The sequence below is a fragment of the Vibrio sp. 2433-A1 genome, from assembly GCF_056726085.1.
The window spans coordinates 245535-260056 of the sequence record NZ_JBRESC010000003.1 but is presented as its reverse complement, the minus strand read 5'-3'; the positions used below and the strand labels follow the sequence as shown (position 1 = coordinate 260056).

General features: G+C 44.7%; 15 protein-coding genes and 9 tRNA genes. 7 read left to right on the top strand and 17 right to left on the bottom strand.

The features are described 5' to 3' along the window. The 5 genes from mlaC (at nt 1) to ACU01J_RS05075 (ending at nt 3341) form a co-directional block, all read left to right on the top strand. The gene (gene mlaC / locus ACU01J_RS05095; protein ID WP_481084684.1) at nt 1-642 is read left to right on the top strand and encodes a phospholipid-binding protein MlaC; all 642 of its coding nucleotides are present in this window, start codon (nt 1-3) and stop codon (nt 640-642) included. After that, nucleotides 639-968, top strand: coding sequence for an STAS domain-containing protein (locus ACU01J_RS05090; RefSeq protein ID WP_481084683.1), 330 nt, complete (start codon nt 639-641; stop codon nt 966-968). Before mlaC ends, ACU01J_RS05090 begins: the two co-directional genes overlap by 4 nt. Continuing rightward, on the top strand, nt 961-1215 hold the full coding sequence (gene ibaG / locus ACU01J_RS05085) for a BolA family iron metabolism protein IbaG (protein WP_004409843.1): 255 nt from the start codon (nt 961-963) through the stop codon (nt 1213-1215). The genes ACU01J_RS05090 and ibaG overlap by 8 nt, the downstream gene beginning before the upstream one ends. Nucleotides 1216-1224: 9 nt before the next feature. Further along, nucleotides 1225-2484, top strand: a complete 1260-nt coding sequence (gene murA / locus ACU01J_RS05080; RefSeq protein ID WP_053441039.1) for a UDP-N-acetylglucosamine 1-carboxyvinyltransferase — start codon at nt 1225-1227, stop codon at nt 2482-2484. Between the two features lie 116 nt (nt 2485-2600). Beyond that, the gene (locus ACU01J_RS05075; RefSeq protein WP_481084682.1) at nt 2601-3341 is read left to right on the top strand and encodes a 1-acylglycerol-3-phosphate O-acyltransferase; all 741 of its coding nucleotides are present in this window, start codon (nt 2601-2603) and stop codon (nt 3339-3341) included. Between the two features lie 299 nt (nt 3342-3640). Here ACU01J_RS05075 and ACU01J_RS05070 read toward each other — a convergent pair. The 13 genes from ACU01J_RS05070 to mutY form a co-directional block, all read right to left on the bottom strand. Beyond that, a tRNA-Asn gene (locus tag ACU01J_RS05070) sits at nt 3641-3716 on the bottom strand. Between the two features lie 38 nt (nt 3717-3754). Further along, nucleotides 3755-3830, bottom strand: a tRNA-Thr gene (locus ACU01J_RS05065). Nucleotides 3831-3840: 10 nt separating this feature from the next. Beyond that, a tRNA-Asn gene (locus ACU01J_RS05060) sits at nt 3841-3916 on the bottom strand. A gap of 21 nt (nt 3917-3937) precedes the next feature. After that, nucleotides 3938-4013, bottom strand: a tRNA-Thr gene (locus ACU01J_RS05055). A 54-nt stretch (nt 4014-4067) separates the two neighbouring features. After that, a tRNA-Phe gene (locus tag ACU01J_RS05050) sits at nt 4068-4143 on the bottom strand. Nucleotides 4144-4364: 221 nt separating this feature from the next. Further along, the gene (locus tag ACU01J_RS05045) at nt 4365-5990 is read right to left on the bottom strand and encodes a methyl-accepting chemotaxis protein (protein WP_481084681.1); all 1626 of its coding nucleotides are present in this window, start codon (nt 5988-5990) and stop codon (nt 4365-4367) included. 313 nt (nt 5991-6303) lie between these two features. After that, nucleotides 6304-6379, bottom strand: a tRNA-Asn gene (locus ACU01J_RS05040). 46 nt (nt 6380-6425) lie between these two features. Beyond that, a tRNA-Phe gene (locus ACU01J_RS05035) sits at nt 6426-6501 on the bottom strand. Nucleotides 6502-6508: 7 nt separating this feature from the next. After that, nucleotides 6509-6584, bottom strand: a tRNA-Thr gene (locus ACU01J_RS05030). Nucleotides 6585-6654: 70 nt separating this feature from the next. Beyond that, nucleotides 6655-6730, bottom strand: a tRNA-Phe gene (locus ACU01J_RS05025). Between the two features lie 103 nt (nt 6731-6833). Next, nucleotides 6834-7970, bottom strand: a complete 1137-nt coding sequence (mltC, locus tag ACU01J_RS05020) for a membrane-bound lytic murein transglycosylase MltC (protein WP_481084680.1) — start codon at nt 7968-7970, stop codon at nt 6834-6836. Between the two features lie 71 nt (nt 7971-8041). Next, a complete protein-coding gene (locus ACU01J_RS05015) occupies nt 8042-8314 on the bottom strand; it encodes an oxidative damage protection protein (protein WP_481084679.1) in 273 nt (90 codons plus the stop codon). A 17-nt stretch (nt 8315-8331) separates the two neighbouring features. Then, nucleotides 8332-9387 (bottom strand): A/G-specific adenine glycosylase, encoded by a 1056-nt coding sequence (mutY, locus tag ACU01J_RS05010; RefSeq protein ID WP_481084678.1) that lies wholly within the window; start codon nt 9385-9387, stop codon nt 8332-8334. Nucleotides 9388-9567: 180 nt separating this feature from the next. Between mutY and trmB the strand changes: the two genes are divergently transcribed. Both trmB and glsB read left to right on the top strand, forming a co-directional pair. Then, a complete protein-coding gene (trmB, locus tag ACU01J_RS05005; protein ID WP_481084677.1) occupies nt 9568-10287 on the top strand; it encodes a tRNA (guanosine(46)-N7)-methyltransferase TrmB in 720 nt (239 codons plus the stop codon). Between the two features lie 137 nt (nt 10288-10424). Further along, entirely contained in the window at nt 10425-11345 is a 921-nt protein-coding gene (gene glsB, locus ACU01J_RS05000; RefSeq protein WP_481084676.1) for a glutaminase B, read from the top strand. Nucleotides 11346-11380: 35 nt separating this feature from the next. Here glsB and ACU01J_RS04995 read toward each other — a convergent pair whose 3' ends face one another. From ACU01J_RS04995 to ACU01J_RS04980, 4 genes are all read right to left on the bottom strand, one after another. Further along, on the bottom strand, nt 11381-12046 hold the full coding sequence (locus tag ACU01J_RS04995; protein WP_481084675.1) for a YajG family lipoprotein: 666 nt from the start codon (nt 12044-12046) through the stop codon (nt 11381-11383). Nucleotides 12047-12182: 136 nt separating this feature from the next. After that, nucleotides 12183-13361, bottom strand: a complete 1179-nt coding sequence (gene hemW, locus ACU01J_RS04990; RefSeq protein ID WP_481084674.1) for a radical SAM family heme chaperone HemW — start codon at nt 13359-13361, stop codon at nt 12183-12185. 5 nt (nt 13362-13366) lie between these two features. Beyond that, nucleotides 13367-13966, bottom strand: coding sequence for an XTP/dITP diphosphatase (locus ACU01J_RS04985; RefSeq protein WP_481084673.1), 600 nt, complete (start codon nt 13964-13966; stop codon nt 13367-13369). A gap of 99 nt (nt 13967-14065) precedes the next feature. Then, nucleotides 14066-14497: a DUF4426 domain-containing protein gene (locus tag ACU01J_RS04980; protein WP_481084672.1), complete on the bottom strand. Its 432-nt coding sequence runs from the start codon at nt 14495-14497 to the stop codon at nt 14066-14068. Nucleotides 14498-14522 lie beyond the last annotated feature (25 nt).

Sequence of the window (14522 nt, the reverse complement as noted above, 5' to 3'; positions counted from 1 at the left end):
ATGTTTAAAAAGTTAGTACTTACTCTGTGCTCATTGTTGTTGACGTTTCAAGTTGCAGCCAATGAAATCGATAAAACCCAGCCATACCAGATGATGAAGCAAGTCTCTGAAGTGGCGTTTGCGCGATTAAAGGCCGAGCAGGAACAAATTCATCAAGATCCTGAACACTTGAAAGTGATTGTTGATGAAGAGCTAATGCCGTACATCAATGAGAAATATGCGGCGCTTAAGCTGCTTGGGCCAAATTTAAAAGGCGCTAAGCGTGAAGATGTCGCAACATTCATTGTTGCGTTTCGTGCTTACCTGAACAGCTCATACGCACAGGTTTTGACGCAATATACCGATCAAACTATCGAGTTTGGTCCAGAGTTAAAACTCGACCCTAAGAAAAGTATTATAGGGGTTAAAGTGGACATCGTTGATACGCCTAGACCTAATATCAAGTTGGAATTTAAGCTACGCAAAGACAAGAAAACTGGCGAGTGGCAAGTCTTCGATATGATTGCTGAAGGCATTAGCTTGTTGTCGAGTAAACAATCTGAGTGGAATGGTAAACTGCGTCAAGAGGGTATTTTGGCGGTCGCTAAAGAACTTGAAACGCTTGCTCAGCAGCCGATTCGCTTTGAGAGCAAAACACAATGATAAACCCAGAGTGGCGTTCAAATAGCGCAGCTGAGTTTGTATTGAGTGGCGACCTAAACCGAGAGTCAGTGCCTAAATTGTGGAGCTCTTTAAAGCAGCAGCAATGGCCGGGCAGTGAGGTTGAGGTTTCACTTGAGCAGCTTAAAAAAATCGACTCAGCAGGAATGGTGATGTTAATTCACCTAATAGAGCATGCAAAAAAACAAAACTGTCATATAATGCTCAGTTTCGTGCCGGATGAACTGCGCACACTATTTCAGTTAAGCAATGTTGATGAGTTTATTGCTCAACATTTAAAGAATAATACAGGGGTGAATTGTGGATAGCGCAAAAGTACAACAGATTTTAAACGACGCTTTGAAATTAGAAGAACTACACGTTAAAGGCGAAGGTAGCCATTACGAAGTAGTTGCTGTTGATGCTTGTTTCGATGGAATGAGTCGCGTTAAAAAACAACAACTAATCTACGCACCACTAATGGAATACATCCAAAGAAATGACATCCATGCAGTTTCAATTAAAGCTTACACTCCGGATGAGTGGGCGCGTGATAAGAAACTGATGTCACTGTAAGGTTTAATAATGGAAAAGTTTCGAGTAACAGGTTCTGATCAGCCATTAGTTGGTGAAGTCACTATCTCAGGTGCAAAGAATGCTGCACTACCAATTTTATTTGCATCGATTCTGGCTGAAGAGCCAGTAGAGGTGACAAACGTACCACGCTTACGCGACATCGATACTACGATGGAGCTGCTAGAGCGTTTAGGTGCAAAAGTAGAACGTAATGGTTCTGTTCATGTCGACCCAAGTAGTATTAATGAGTACTGTGCGCCATATGACTTAGTAAAGACGATGCGTGCATCTATCTGGGCTCTTGGTCCACTAGTGGCTCGCTTTGGTCAAGGCCAAGTGTCACTGCCAGGTGGTTGTGCTATCGGCGCTCGTCCAGTGGATTTGCATATTCACGGTCTTGAGCAGCTAGGCGCGACAATCACACTTGAAGATGGTTACGTGAAAGCCAATGTTGATGGTCGTCTAAAGGGCGCTCACATTGTTATGGACAAAGTGAGCGTTGGTGCAACCATCACGATCATGTGTGCTGCAACACTAGCTGAAGGTACCACGGTACTTGATAACGCGGCGCGAGAGCCAGAGATTGTTGATACTGCTGAGTTCCTGAATAAGCTTGGTGCGAAGATCTCAGGCGCTGGTACAGATACCATCACTATTGAAGGTGTTGAGCGTTTAAGCGGCGGTACTCACGCTGTAGTTGCTGACCGCATTGAAACGGGTACTTTCCTAGTTGCTGCTGCGGTATCTGGCGGTAAAGTAACTTGTCGTAATACCAAAGCTCACTTGCTTGAAGCGGTTCTCGCTAAGCTTGAAGAAGCAGGCGCGAAAGTAGAGACAGGTGAAGACTGGATTTCTCTTGATATGACGGGTCGTGAGCTAAAAGCGGTGACAGTGCGTACAGCGCCACACCCAGGCTTCCCAACCGATATGCAGGCGCAATTCACGCTACTTAACCTGATGGCGAAAGGTGGCGGTGTGATTACCGAAACTATCTTTGAAAACCGCTTTATGCACGTGCCAGAGCTGATGCGTATGGGTGCTAAAGCAGAGATTGAAGGTAACACGGTTATCTGTGGTGATGTTGATGAGCTGAGTGGCGCACAAGTAATGGCAACAGACCTTCGTGCTTCAGCAAGTCTGGTTATTGCCGGTTGTATCGCTCAAGGCGAAACTATTGTTGACCGCATCTACCATATCGACCGTGGCTACGACAAGATTGAAGACAAGCTATCGGCACTAGGTGCGAATATCGAGCGTTTTCAAGACTAATTTAGCTTTGAGCTAACATTTGTAAGCCGAAACGCAAGTTTCGGCTTTTTTATGAGCGATAGATCAGTTAGAGTCTGGTCAACTTATTTTTACTCCCAGAACTCTTGGAGAATACAATGATTGCACTATTACGTGTATTAGCAGTTGCTATTTTTGCAGTCGTAATGTTTGTGTTTGGCTGTGGCTACTGTTTGCTGAGCCCACGTAACCCTAAGCATGTTTTTACCTTTGGCCGCCTGTTCGGCAAGATGTCACGAGTGTTTGGTATTAAACTGGAACTCCGCTTGCCAGAGGACGCATATCAGCGTGGTCAGCACATCTATATTGCTAACCACCAAAACAACTGGGACCTATTTACGGTTTCTTCTGCAGTAACGCCTAAAGTGGTTACTGTCGGCAAAAAGAGCTTAGCTTGGATGCCGCTATTTGGTCAGCTTTACTGGCTGACAGGTAACATTTTGATTGACCGTGCGAACCGTTCTAAAGCAAAAGGCACGATTGATCAGGTCGTTGATCAAATGAAGCAAAGTGATGTATCAGTGTGGATGTTCCCAGAGGGTACACGTTCACGTGGTCGTGGTTTACTGCCGTTTAAGACTGGCGCGTTCCACGCGGCTATCGCTGCTAAGCTGCCAATCGCTCCAATCGTATGCAGTTCTACGGCTGGCATAAAGCTCAACCGATGGAACAACGGTCATGTGATTGTTGAAATGCTGCCACCAGTGTCGGTAGAGGGCTACGGCAAAGAAAACGTAAGAGAACTTGCTAACGAGTGCCGAGAGCAAATGAAGGCGAAGCTAGAAGCACTAGACCATGAAGTCGCGATGCTTAATCAGCAAGAAGGTGTTAAGGCGTAGCCTCAACATCTAAATAGAAAACTTTAAGCCAGTAGTCTTATGTCTACTGGCTTTTTTGTACTTTTAGGGTCGTGCGATATTGATATCTAGGCAATCTAAGAAGCGCTCTGAATATTCAGTATTTAATTAGGTGAGAGTTGTGGAATCCATAGTAAATAGGTGTGTAGGACTTCTCGGGAGTTTTAGACAATATGGTAGGGTACAGCTAAGGAATGATGTCTAAGGGCTTGGTTAGGAGTGGCAAGAAGGAAATATTTAGATATAAAAAAAGCCAAGTCTTTCGACTTGGCTTCAAAAAGTGGCTCCTCCTGCTGGGCTCGAACCAGCGACCTGCGGATTAACAGTCCGTCGCTCTACCAACTGAGCTAAGGAGGAATTATTCTTTTTATGCTCTTCCTTGCTAGAAGAAAGAGTGGTGCCGACTACCGGAATCGAACTGGTGACCTACTGATTACAAGTCAGTTGCTCTACCTACTGAGCTAAGTCGGCACACTAAATGTGGCTCCTCCTGCTGGGCTCGAACCAGCGACCTGCGGATTAACAGTCCGTCGCTCTACCAACTGAGCTAAGGAGGAATTGTCCATTGAGAAAAGAAATGGTGCCGACTACCGGAATCGAACTGGTGACCTACTGATTACAAGTCAGTTGCTCTACCTACTGAGCTAAGTCGGCGCACTTTATTTCTTTTCGTGTTGTTGTCTTATTTAGACACCAACAAATAAATTGTGGTGCCCGGAGGCGGAATCGAACCACCGACACGAGGATTTTCAATCCTCTGCTCTACCGACTGAGCTATCCGGGCGACGAGGTGTATTAAAAGGCTTTTCGTTCTTTAGGTCAACATTAAAATGCAAAAAAAATATCGTTTGTTGTTTTTCTATACTTAATGGGCTGTTTTTATCCATTTTGAGCAAGAAATGTATAGAGGACAACAGGGGATATGCGATAGAAAAGGCGTAATAGTCTAGCTAAGACAATAAAAAAGCACGCAAAGAGGCGTGCTTTTTACTAGTCTGAGTTCGATTAGTGTTTAACAGTAAACTTGCTTACCCAGTTTTCGAGCTCATTGGAAAGCTGAGTCAGGCTCTGAGTGCTGTTATGACTCTCTGTAACGACGCTACTTAACTGATTACCACTCTCTTCAATCATGTTAATACGCTGAGAGATATCATCGCTGACTTGGGTTTGTTCTGCAGCTGCGGTCGCGATTTGATGACTCATTTGCGTAATGGACTCTAGAGCCACTACGATTTGCTGCAGGGCTTCTGAAGCATGTTGTGATTCTTCTACCGTGCTTTGACTGGTTTCGGCACACACTTCCATGGTTTGAATAGCGTTGCGAGAACCTTCTTGCAAGTTAGTGATCATTTGCTGGATCTCTTTGGTGCTATCTTGAGTTCGACCCGCTAGGTTACGTACTTCGTCCGCAACCACTGCAAACCCACGACCCTGTTCACCGGCACGTGCAGCTTCGATAGCGGCATTGAGTGCTAATAGATTGGTCTGTTCAGCAATATCACCGATAACATCGAGTACTCTAACGATATTGTTGACGTCGCTATCAAGATCAGCCACGGCTTGGCTAGCGGTGCCTAGTTGAGATGCAAGGCCTTGAATGTTGTCGACGGTATTATGAATCAGTTGCTGAGTATGCTGACTCTGTTTATCCGCTTCTTCGGTATTACGTGCCGTGTCGCTAGCTGAGTCTGCGACATTAATTGCAGATGAAGCCATTTCCGTCATTGCCGTTGCGATCATCGCTGTCGATTGCTGTTGTGAGCCGGTTAGATCGGCAATGGAGGCTGCTCGACCTTCCACGTTACCTAATTCATTACGCAGGGCGTGCATTGAGTTGTCTAAGTTACCGACTAACTGAGCAAGTGATAGACTCATTTGCTGTACAGCTTCGTAGATACTGCCGCTAGGCGCTTGCTCACTGAAAGAGCTTTGAATATGGCCGTTTGCCACATCTTGCACCGCTTTGCGTACATCTTGCGGCTCACCGCCAAGTAACGTAAGTATGCGGCGGATAGAGACAATCAATATTGCGAGTATCCCCCCTGCGATAACGAGGCATAAAGCAAGCTGCCATTTTGCTGTAGACCAAAAACGAGCGTTGGCTTCATTAAAACCAATACCGGTGCCGACTACCCAACCCCAGTGCGGTGTTCTGGCTGCGATGGATAGTTTGTCTTCAATTGATCCATCCGCTTGCTTTTGGGTCCATGTGTATTCAACTATTTGGTCAGTACGTTGGCCCAGTACATTACGGATCAATTGGCCTACGCTCTTACCGTCACCATCTTTAAAGTCATTGAAACTGGTGCCATGTAGCTGAGGATCTAGTGGGGTTGCAATGAACGTCATGTTTTCATCTGCGACATAAACGTATTCATTATCTTTGTATAGATTATTGCGTAGGAGTCGAGTTGCCAGTGCTTTGGCTTCGCTTTCTTCCATCGCACCTTCTACCGACATTTTTTCAACTTCGGTAAGGATGCTATAAGCACTCTTAAATAATTCAGTGACTCGTTGTTTATTATCAAAGTTACTAGCAGAACGGAGCGCCAATAAGCCAGTTGCCGATAAGGCGAGTAATGCGATAAGGATAATTCCTGACAACAAATAAGTCTGTGTCTTTAGTTTCATAAAATTAGCTCACAAATCAGTTATTTTTATATATCTAACAGCTACATATCGTTCTGTAACATAACTATCATCCTATTGTAGTTCATAAAAAGCAAATAGGGGACAGGTGTCAAACTATGATTTGAGTTAAATTTTTGGGGTGAAATAAGTTCTTTTTCGGAAAGCTAGCGCATAGCGCTATAGCTATTTGAGCCAGTGTAATTGTCATTGAGTATGGGAAGCGGTGAATGTAAGGGTATTTTCTAAAAGAGCTTAGGAAATTGAGGAAAGCAGAAATGAAAAAAGCCAAGTCTTTCGACTTGGCTTCTTAAAGTGGCTCCTCCTGCTGGGCTCGAACCAGCGACCTGCGGATTAACAGTCCGTCGCTCTACCAACTGAGCTAAGGAGGAACTATTCTGTTTGTGTCTTACCAATATTAAGTAAGCGCACCAAATATGGTGCCTCGAGGCGGAATCGAACCACCGACACGAGGATTTTCAATCCTCTGCTCTACCGACTGAGCTATCGAGGCAAAAGAATGGTGCCGACTACCGGAGTCGAACTGGTGACCTACTGATTACAAGTCAGTTGCTCTACCTACTGAGCTAAGTCGGCACACTATATTCTTTTTGCTGCAAATTGCTTTGCATCTCTGTTGACGTCTAAGACACCAACAATCAAATTGTGGTGCCCGGAGGCGGAATCGAACCACCGACACGAGGATTTTCAATCCTCTGCTCTACCGACTGAGCTATCCGGGCGACGGAGCGCTATTAAACGGATTTTCGGTCTTGCCGTCAACATGTTTTTAGAAAAAAATAAAAAAAACTGCTTAAGTGTCGATTATTTAGTCGTTTTTGCTGGTTATGTTTTACCTGAGTTAAAGTCTTTTTGAAATTTAGTCACTTTTTCTAGATAGCGACGCGCTTCTGCGTTGGGGTGTTTTTTCGTCAGAGCCCAATAAACTTGATTGGGTTGCAAAGAGTTTAAGTCTCTCATCGCTCGTTTGCGGTCATTGCGGTTGAATGTGTTCAAAACACCACCAGTACCACCGTTGTAGGCAGAAATCATACTGTACTCTAGCGACAGTGGGTGGCTTACATCTTTCAAATAGCGATTTTTTAAGATGTAGAAATAGGCGGTACCCGTATCAATATTGTTTTCTGGGTTGAATAGATACTCAGGTGTTGGTTGTCCTGACTTCTTCTTCACCAGTTTAAATACATCTTTACCGGCTGTTTTAGGCACAACTTGCATCAAGCCGTAAGCATTAGCCCAACTTACAGCGTATGGGTTGAAACTACTTTCCGTTTTGATAATGGCATAAATCAAGTCTTCTGGAATGCCATATTTACGAGAAGCGCGCTGAACAATGTTTGCATATTTATAGCTGCGAATTTCTAATTGTTCTTTCACCATTGGGATTTCAACGTAGTACGCCTTTTTGAAATCTACGTCTTTCACTTTGAGCTTGTTGGCAATTAGGTAGTCGGCAAAGCGATTGGCACGCCAAGACCATTGGATTGGTTTCTTATCTTGGTCAACAACCTGACGATAAAGAAAAGGTTGGCCTTCAAGTACGATCTCTTTTGAAGAGAATAGATCGACATTAGCAGGATCGTCAGGAGTCAGCAGAGTTGTGATAATGGCATTTTTGAGGTGCTGTTTAGGATCGGTTGGCGAAACGGTTTCGATCGTGATTAAGCCTTTATCAAAGTTAACCTCAGAGCGACTTAAGTAGTTATCGATGTATTTTACGTAGTTGTTTTTACCTGCAAACTTGATTTCGCTTCGTCCCCAGCGTTTTTCGATATTGCCAGAGAAACTATTGATTAAGGCATCTAACGCATCGGTATCTTTTTCAAACTGACCGGGTAGCTGAGCGAGGTTTTTTGCAAAGCGGTTGGTTGGCTCATAATTGACGTCATAAAGCCCTTCAACAAATTCTCGACTACAGCCCGTTAGTGCCAATGTGAACAGAAAATACGCTAACTTCTTCATAATGCTCCTAAAAAAAAGACATCACTGCGGACAATGATGTCGTTTCTCTTCAATTTCAACTCTGCTTGCGACTATTCGCTAGGTGGAGTGTAACCTTCGATATGAACGTCTTTACCTTCAAATAGGAAGTTAACCATTTCAGTTTCGATCAACTTACGATGCTCAGGATCCATCATATTCAATTTCTTTTCATTGATCAGCATGGTCTGTTTGTGCTGCCACATCGACCATGCTTCTTTTGAAATGTTATCAAAGATACGTTTCCCTAGGTCACCTGGGTAAAGCTGAAAGTCTAGACCATCAGCTTTTTTTTGTAGTCGAGCACAAAATACAGTGCGGCTCATAACGACTCCTTTAAATATTAGTTTTGAAGTTCGAACGGCAGGCTTTCCAGTAGTTGTTTCACTGGAGCGGCTAAACCGATCTCTTCAGGTTGCGATAAGTTATACCAAAGACCTTTGTCCGCTTCCATGATCACGTTAGGTTGCTTTGATAGGTCTACCAAAATCGGTGTGATATCTAGATGGTAGTGGCTAAAGGTATGACGAAAGGCAATCAACTGAGTTTGTTGCTTAATCTCTCTGTCTTGAATACCTCGATTGTCGATTTGAGATTGGATATCTGCGTTGCTATTTTCAGGGAAACAAAATAGCCCGCCCCAAATACCCGATTGTGGGCGCTGCTCTAGCCATACCTTACCGTCATGATGCAACATGACAAACCAAGCCTCTTTAACGGGCTTATCTTTCTTTGGCTTTTTGCCTGGGTAGTCGAGTGGATTGCCTTGCTTATTGGCGACACAAAATGATTCCACTGGGCACAGGGTACATTTAGGCTTGCTGCGGGTACAAACCATGGCGCCCATATCCATCATCGCTTGGTTGTATTTGTCGACATCAACTGTCGGCGTGTGCTGTTCGGCGAACTGCCACAGTTGGTTCTCAACTTTTTTCTGCCCTGGCCAACCTTCGACGGCAAAGCAGCGCGCTAGGGTGCGTTTAACATTGCCGTCCAAAATTGCATGAGGCTGTTTATATACCGAAGACAAAATCGCGGCAGCTGTTGAGCGGCCAATACCCGGTAGGGCGTTCATCTCTTCAATGCTGAGTGGGAACTCACCACCGTATTGCTCGGCGACGACTTTAGCCGCTTTGTGCAGATTTCGCGCGCGGGCATAGTAGCCAAGCCCAGTCCATAGGTGTAGCACTTCATCTTGCTCAGCATTGGCTAAATCAATTACGGTTGGGAAACGCTCTAAAAAGCGTTGGTAATAGGGAATTACTGTCGCTACTTGGGTTTGTTGCAACATAATTTCTGACAGCCAAACGCTATATGCGGTTTTATTTTGCTGCCACGGTAGGCTTTTTCGGCCATAGTTTTCGTACCACTCTAAGATGGCGCTGGCGAATGGAGTCACGACTTGCTCTATTTATAATTTGATTTGCTAAAATTGCACCACATTCGGTGGCTAAAGTACAACCGATAAAGTGTAGGGTTATAATATCGGTGAAATATCCTAAAAGACTTGCACCAGTGGCAATTCTTTGGATAATCACAATCCCTTTGAGTCGAGACCAATTTTTAAACAGGCAAAATCATGAGTGAAGTGACCACTAACGAGTACAACGAAGACGGTAAAATGATACGCAAAATTCGCAGCTTTGTTCGCCGCGAAGGTCGTTTGACCAAAGGTCAAGAAAACGCGATGAATGAGTGTTGGCCAACAATGGGTATTGATTACCAAGAAAAGCTTCTAGATTGGAAGGAAGTGTTTGGTAACGATAACCCTGTTGTTCTAGAAATTGGTTTTGGTATGGGTGCATCGCTGGTTGAAATGGCGAAGAACGCTCCTGAGAAAAACTTTATCGGTATCGAAGTACACAGCCCAGGTGTTGGTGCGTGTTTATCAGATGCTCGTGAAGCCGGTATCACTAACCTACGTGTTATGTGTCACGATGCGGTAGAAGTGTTTGAGCACATGATCCCTGATAGCAGCCTTGCAACGCTACAACTGTTTTTCCCGGACCCATGGCACAAGAAGCGCCACCATAAGCGTCGTATCGTTCAGCTAGGTTTCGCTGAAATGGTGCGCCAGAAGCTGATTGATGGTGAAGGTATTTTCCACATGGCGACTGACTGGGAAAACTACGCAGAGCATATGATTGAAGTGATGAACGAAGCGCCTGGTTTCGAAAATATCGCAGAAGAGGGGGATTACATTCCTCGTCCAGATGAGCGCCCGCTAACAAAATTTGAAGCACGTGGTCACCGTTTAGGTCACGGCGTTTGGGATATTAAGTTCAAGCGCGTAAAATAATCGCCACGACTGATTCCGAATGAATGCATTCTCGTGATGCGATTCATTTTAGTGAAAGACAAAAGCCAACATTGATGTGTTGGCTTTTTTGACCCTACAAGAAAATAATAACAAGTCATTGATTTTTAAGGTTGCCGATGAAACCGACACAAGAAATTTTAAATGAGATTCTCGAAGAGGTTCGCCCATTAATTGGTCAAGGTAAGGTGGCCGATTATATTCCTGCTTTAGCAAAAGTGCCGGCATCTAAGCTGGGGCTGGCGGTTTTTACTAACCAAGGGGAAGTGATTAAAGCAGGTGATGCGGACGAGCCTTTTTCTATTCAGTCGATTTCAAAGGCGCTGAGCTTAACCTTAGCTATGTGCCTGTATAAGCCGGAAGAAATCTGGGCGCGTGTTGGTAAAGAGCCATCTGGGCAAGCATTTAACTCGCTTATTCAGCTTGAAATGGAGCAGGGTATTCCGCGTAATCCATTTATCAATGCTGGAGCGATTGTCGTGGCTGATCTGCTTAACAGCCGTTTATCTGCACCGCGTCAGCGTTTGTTGGAATTCGTCCGTCAGCTTTCTGGTGATACTCATATTTGCTATGACAAAGTGGTTGCGGCCTCAGAGATGATGCATAGTGACCGTAACGCTGCCATTGCTTATCTGATGCGTTCATTTGGCAACTTCGAGAATGATGTTATTCCAGTACTGAATAACTATTTCCATGCCTGTGCACTGAAGATGAGTTGTGTCGACTTAGCGAAAACTTTCAGCTATCTGGCCAATAAAGGCACATCCGTTCAAACGGGTAAATCAGTGATAACATCAACGCAGACCAAACAACTCAACGCACTGCTCGCTACGTGTGGCTTGTATGATGGCGCCGGTGAGTTTGCTTATCGAGTAGGGATGCCGGGTAAATCGGGCGTTGGTGGCGGCATTATGGCCGTTGTCCCGGGTGAAATGACCATTGCAGTCTGGTCACCAGAGCTAGATCCGTCAGGCAACTCTTTGGCAGGTACCAAAGTGCTTGAGTTACTGGCTGAGCGTATTGGACGTTCTATTTTCTAGAAAAGAAAAAGCCGTAGATCACTACGGCTTTATTTTTACTTCTCAAGTGCTGCTTGAATTTCTGGGTCTGTGACAATCTCGATGAGTTGATCACGGTAAGCTCTCAAAATATTATTTTGCGGTGATTCATCAGCCGCTTCGTCAATGACATCTCTGTCTTTAAAGCGTTTTTCTACTAGCTTGCCATCTTGCAGTTCATAGACACTAACCACAGAGTCAGTATCAAAGTTGAACGCTGATACCCAGTTAAGATTGATGCTGAAATACCATTCGCTGATATTGAGTATCAAGAGTTTTTGAGCGTTCTTGTCTACAAGTAGTGCCTTAGCTTCGTTTTCCGAAGGCATCACTTCAACATTGGCTTCAACTGCATCCCAACCACTTTCTTGGAACCCTTGAGCTAATCGGTGCTCTAAGAACTGAGCCAGATTTCGTTCATCATCTCCGTCCTCGGTAGCTAAAACCTGACCTACGTGCCAGTCGAATGGAATCCCGAATGTACCATGCACAACGCCAACAAAATCTTTAGGTCTGTCGTCATTAGCAACTCGTAGGCGGTTATCAATAACCGAAATCACGACTTTGTCATCGTGAGTTACGTTTGGATTTGGGCTTTGCTCTTCTAGTGGTATCGAACTAACACAGCCAGATAGAGTAAATGCAGCACATAGCCCTAGCCATAGCTTGATTGTTTTCATCATTATCCCTTCATATTATTATGTAATTGATAAGGATGTTACTTGATAACAATCGTTAGCTAAATCAACGGCTTGTGCTGTCACTCTCATTTTAAAACGGACTCTTGGATTTACCGTTGTCGTCTCAGAAGTGAGATGCTCAATACTCTTCTGCCATAAAAGCTTCTAACAAGTCATTGAGGAATAGCTTACCTTTCTCGGTGATTTGCCAATGGCTATCACTTTCATCGAGATAGCCCATCTCAATCGCCCAATCTATGGTTTCTTGCACTGCTTCAAAGCCTAAGCCTGTAGTATCAAGAAAGTCCTGCTTCGGACACGCTTCGATCAGACGGAAGCGGTTCATAAAGAACTCGAAAGGACGGTCTTCATTCGCAACTTGCTCTTCACTGTTTAAATACGGTTTGACCATATTATCGTAAGCAGCGAGGTAGCCTTTCGGATGCTTGATCTTAGTGGTTCGGACAATACGTCCATCACTAAAGCTGAGCTTGCCATGAGAACCACATCCGATACCTAAATAATCACCGAAGCGCCAGTAATTTAGGTTGTGCTGGCATTGATAGCCCGGTTTGCTGTAACCAGAGATCTCATACTGAACATAGCCGGCATCTGCTAGCTTCTTATGACCTAATTCGAAGATGTCCCACAAGTCATCATCATCTGGCAGAGTCGGCTGCTTGTAGTAGAACATGGTGTTAGGTTCGATAGTGAGTTGATACCAAGAGAGGTGTGGAGGATTGAGTTCGATCGCTTTCTCTAGATCGCTTAGGGCTTGTTCAACAGATTGATTCGGCAGGCCATGCATAAGATCGAGGTTAAAACTGTTTAAGCCGATCTTATGCGCAAGTTTGGCGGCATTGACCGCTTCGGCTTGACCGTGAATACGCCCCAGTCGTTCGAGCTTTTGCTGTTCAAAGCTTTGTACGCCAACAGAGATACGAGTTACCCCAGCTTTTTGATAGCCAGCAAAACGTTCGGCTTCAATGGTGCCAGGGTTGGCTTCCATGGTGATCTCAATATCTGGTTTAAACGGTAGCTTTGCTTCAATCCCTGCCAGTAAGTGAGCAATACCTTCGGCTGAGATTAAGCTTGGTGTTCCGCCACCAATAAAAATCGAGTGTAGTAAGCGCGGGTTATCGTTGAGCTGGTAGCGCTCGATATCCGCTTCTAGATCTTGCAATAGTGCCGCAATGTACTCTTGCTCTGGGATCTCTGCTTTCATCGCATGAGAGTTAAAATCGCAGTAAGGGCACTTTTGTACACACCATGGGATGTGGACATAAAGGCTTAACGCTGGTGGAATTAGTTGGCTCATTACAATTACAAAGGTTGCTCAGAAAGCGTAGCAAACAGTGTTTTGAGTGCTTTACCGCGATGAGATAGCTGCTTTTTACGTACTGGTTCTAGCTCTGCCGATGCGCAGCTATCTTCAGGTACAAAGAATATAGGGTCGTAGCCAAAGCCATTTTCGCCGTGGGCTTCGGTTAGAATGCGACCTTCCCACTTACCATGGCAAACAATCGGTGTTGGATCGTTCTCGTGGCGCATAAGAACAAGCACGCAGTGGAATCGAGCTGTACGCTCTGCTTCCGGTACATCTTTCATTGCTTCAAGCAGCTTTTCAAGGTTCTGTTGGTCTGTTGCGCCTTCGCCAGCGTAACGAGCTGAGTAGATACCAGGAGCACCCTTCAATGCATCGACTTCAAGACCTGAATCGTCCGCAATAGCCGCAAGGCCAGTTTCTTGTGCAGCGTGACGCGCCTTGATGATGGCATTTTCAATAAAAGTGGTTCCTGTTTCTGCTACTTCTGATACGTTGAACTCGCTCTGCGCAACAACGTCGAAGCCAAAATCAGACAGCAGGCCTGCCATTTCACGAACTTTGCCTTGGTTACCTGTTGCTAGCACTATCTTTTTCATCTTGGCCTCTTTTGTTACAGCAAAGGAGAGCTAGCCGCTCTCCCTTTAAATAGGTTTTGGTCTTAGGGGGCAAAAAGCGTTTAGATCATCACAACCCCATTACTCTTCGACATAAAATTTCTGGCTGAACTTTAATGCGCCTGTGCCTTTAATTCCAGCGTTAACATCAATATTGAACGTTAAGCGCTCCTCTTCTGAGATTGGAAACTCCGCAAGGTAGTAGATTGCATCGCCTTCTTTCACTTCTTTGAACGTCAGTTCGCGCATTTGGCCAATTAGGTTTTTACTATGACCTGAAAGCTGTGCAGTGATGGCAGGTTTACCCGCTTGAGAGTTGTCTAGCACACTAATGTTCAAAATTGCCGAGTAGCCGTTGCGCTTAAGTTTATAACTACGTGCTACCTGTGGAGTCAGAAAGGTTGAGTTGAAAGCCGAGTAGTGGACTTCAACATCTTTGATGTTCTTAAACTGTCCAGCAAAGCTAGGAACCGTGAATAGGCTTACCAGTAGTAGAGTGATCCATTTTTTCATTATGTGTCCTGATGTTTTTTTAGTA

Excerpts from the sequence above, each read along its gene's own strand:
- mlaC (WP_481084684.1), top strand. The coding sequence starts at position 1 with ATGTTTAAAAAGTTAGTACTTACTCTGTGCTCATTGTTGTTGACGTTT.
- ACU01J_RS05090 (WP_481084683.1), top strand. The coding sequence starts at position 639 with ATGATAAACCCAGAGTGGCGTTCAAATAGCGCAGCTGAGTTTGTATTG.
- murA (WP_053441039.1), top strand. The coding sequence starts at position 1,225 with ATGGAAAAGTTTCGAGTAACAGGTTCTGATCAGCCATTAGTTGGTGAA.
- ACU01J_RS05075 (WP_481084682.1), top strand. The coding sequence starts at position 2,601 with ATGATTGCACTATTACGTGTATTAGCAGTTGCTATTTTTGCAGTCGTA.
- ACU01J_RS05045 (WP_481084681.1), bottom strand. The coding sequence starts at position 5,990 with ATGAAACTAAAGACACAGACTTATTTGTTGTCAGGAATTATCCTTATC.
- mltC (WP_481084680.1), bottom strand. The coding sequence starts at position 7,970 with ATGAAGAAGTTAGCGTATTTTCTGTTCACATTGGCACTAACGGGCTGT.
- ACU01J_RS05015 (WP_481084679.1), bottom strand. The coding sequence starts at position 8,314 with ATGAGCCGCACTGTATTTTGTGCTCGACTACAAAAAAAAGCTGATGGT.
- trmB (WP_481084677.1), top strand. The coding sequence starts at position 9,568 with ATGAGTGAAGTGACCACTAACGAGTACAACGAAGACGGTAAAATGATA.
- glsB (WP_481084676.1), top strand. The coding sequence starts at position 10,425 with ATGAAACCGACACAAGAAATTTTAAATGAGATTCTCGAAGAGGTTCGC.
- ACU01J_RS04995 (WP_481084675.1), bottom strand. The coding sequence starts at position 12,046 with ATGATGAAAACAATCAAGCTATGGCTAGGGCTATGTGCTGCATTTACT.
- hemW (WP_481084674.1), bottom strand. The coding sequence starts at position 13,361 with ATGAGCCAACTAATTCCACCAGCGTTAAGCCTTTATGTCCACATCCCA.
- ACU01J_RS04985 (WP_481084673.1), bottom strand. The coding sequence starts at position 13,966 with ATGAAAAAGATAGTGCTAGCAACAGGTAACCAAGGCAAAGTTCGTGAA.
- ACU01J_RS04980 (WP_481084672.1), bottom strand. The coding sequence starts at position 14,497 with ATGAAAAAATGGATCACTCTACTACTGGTAAGCCTATTCACGGTTCCT.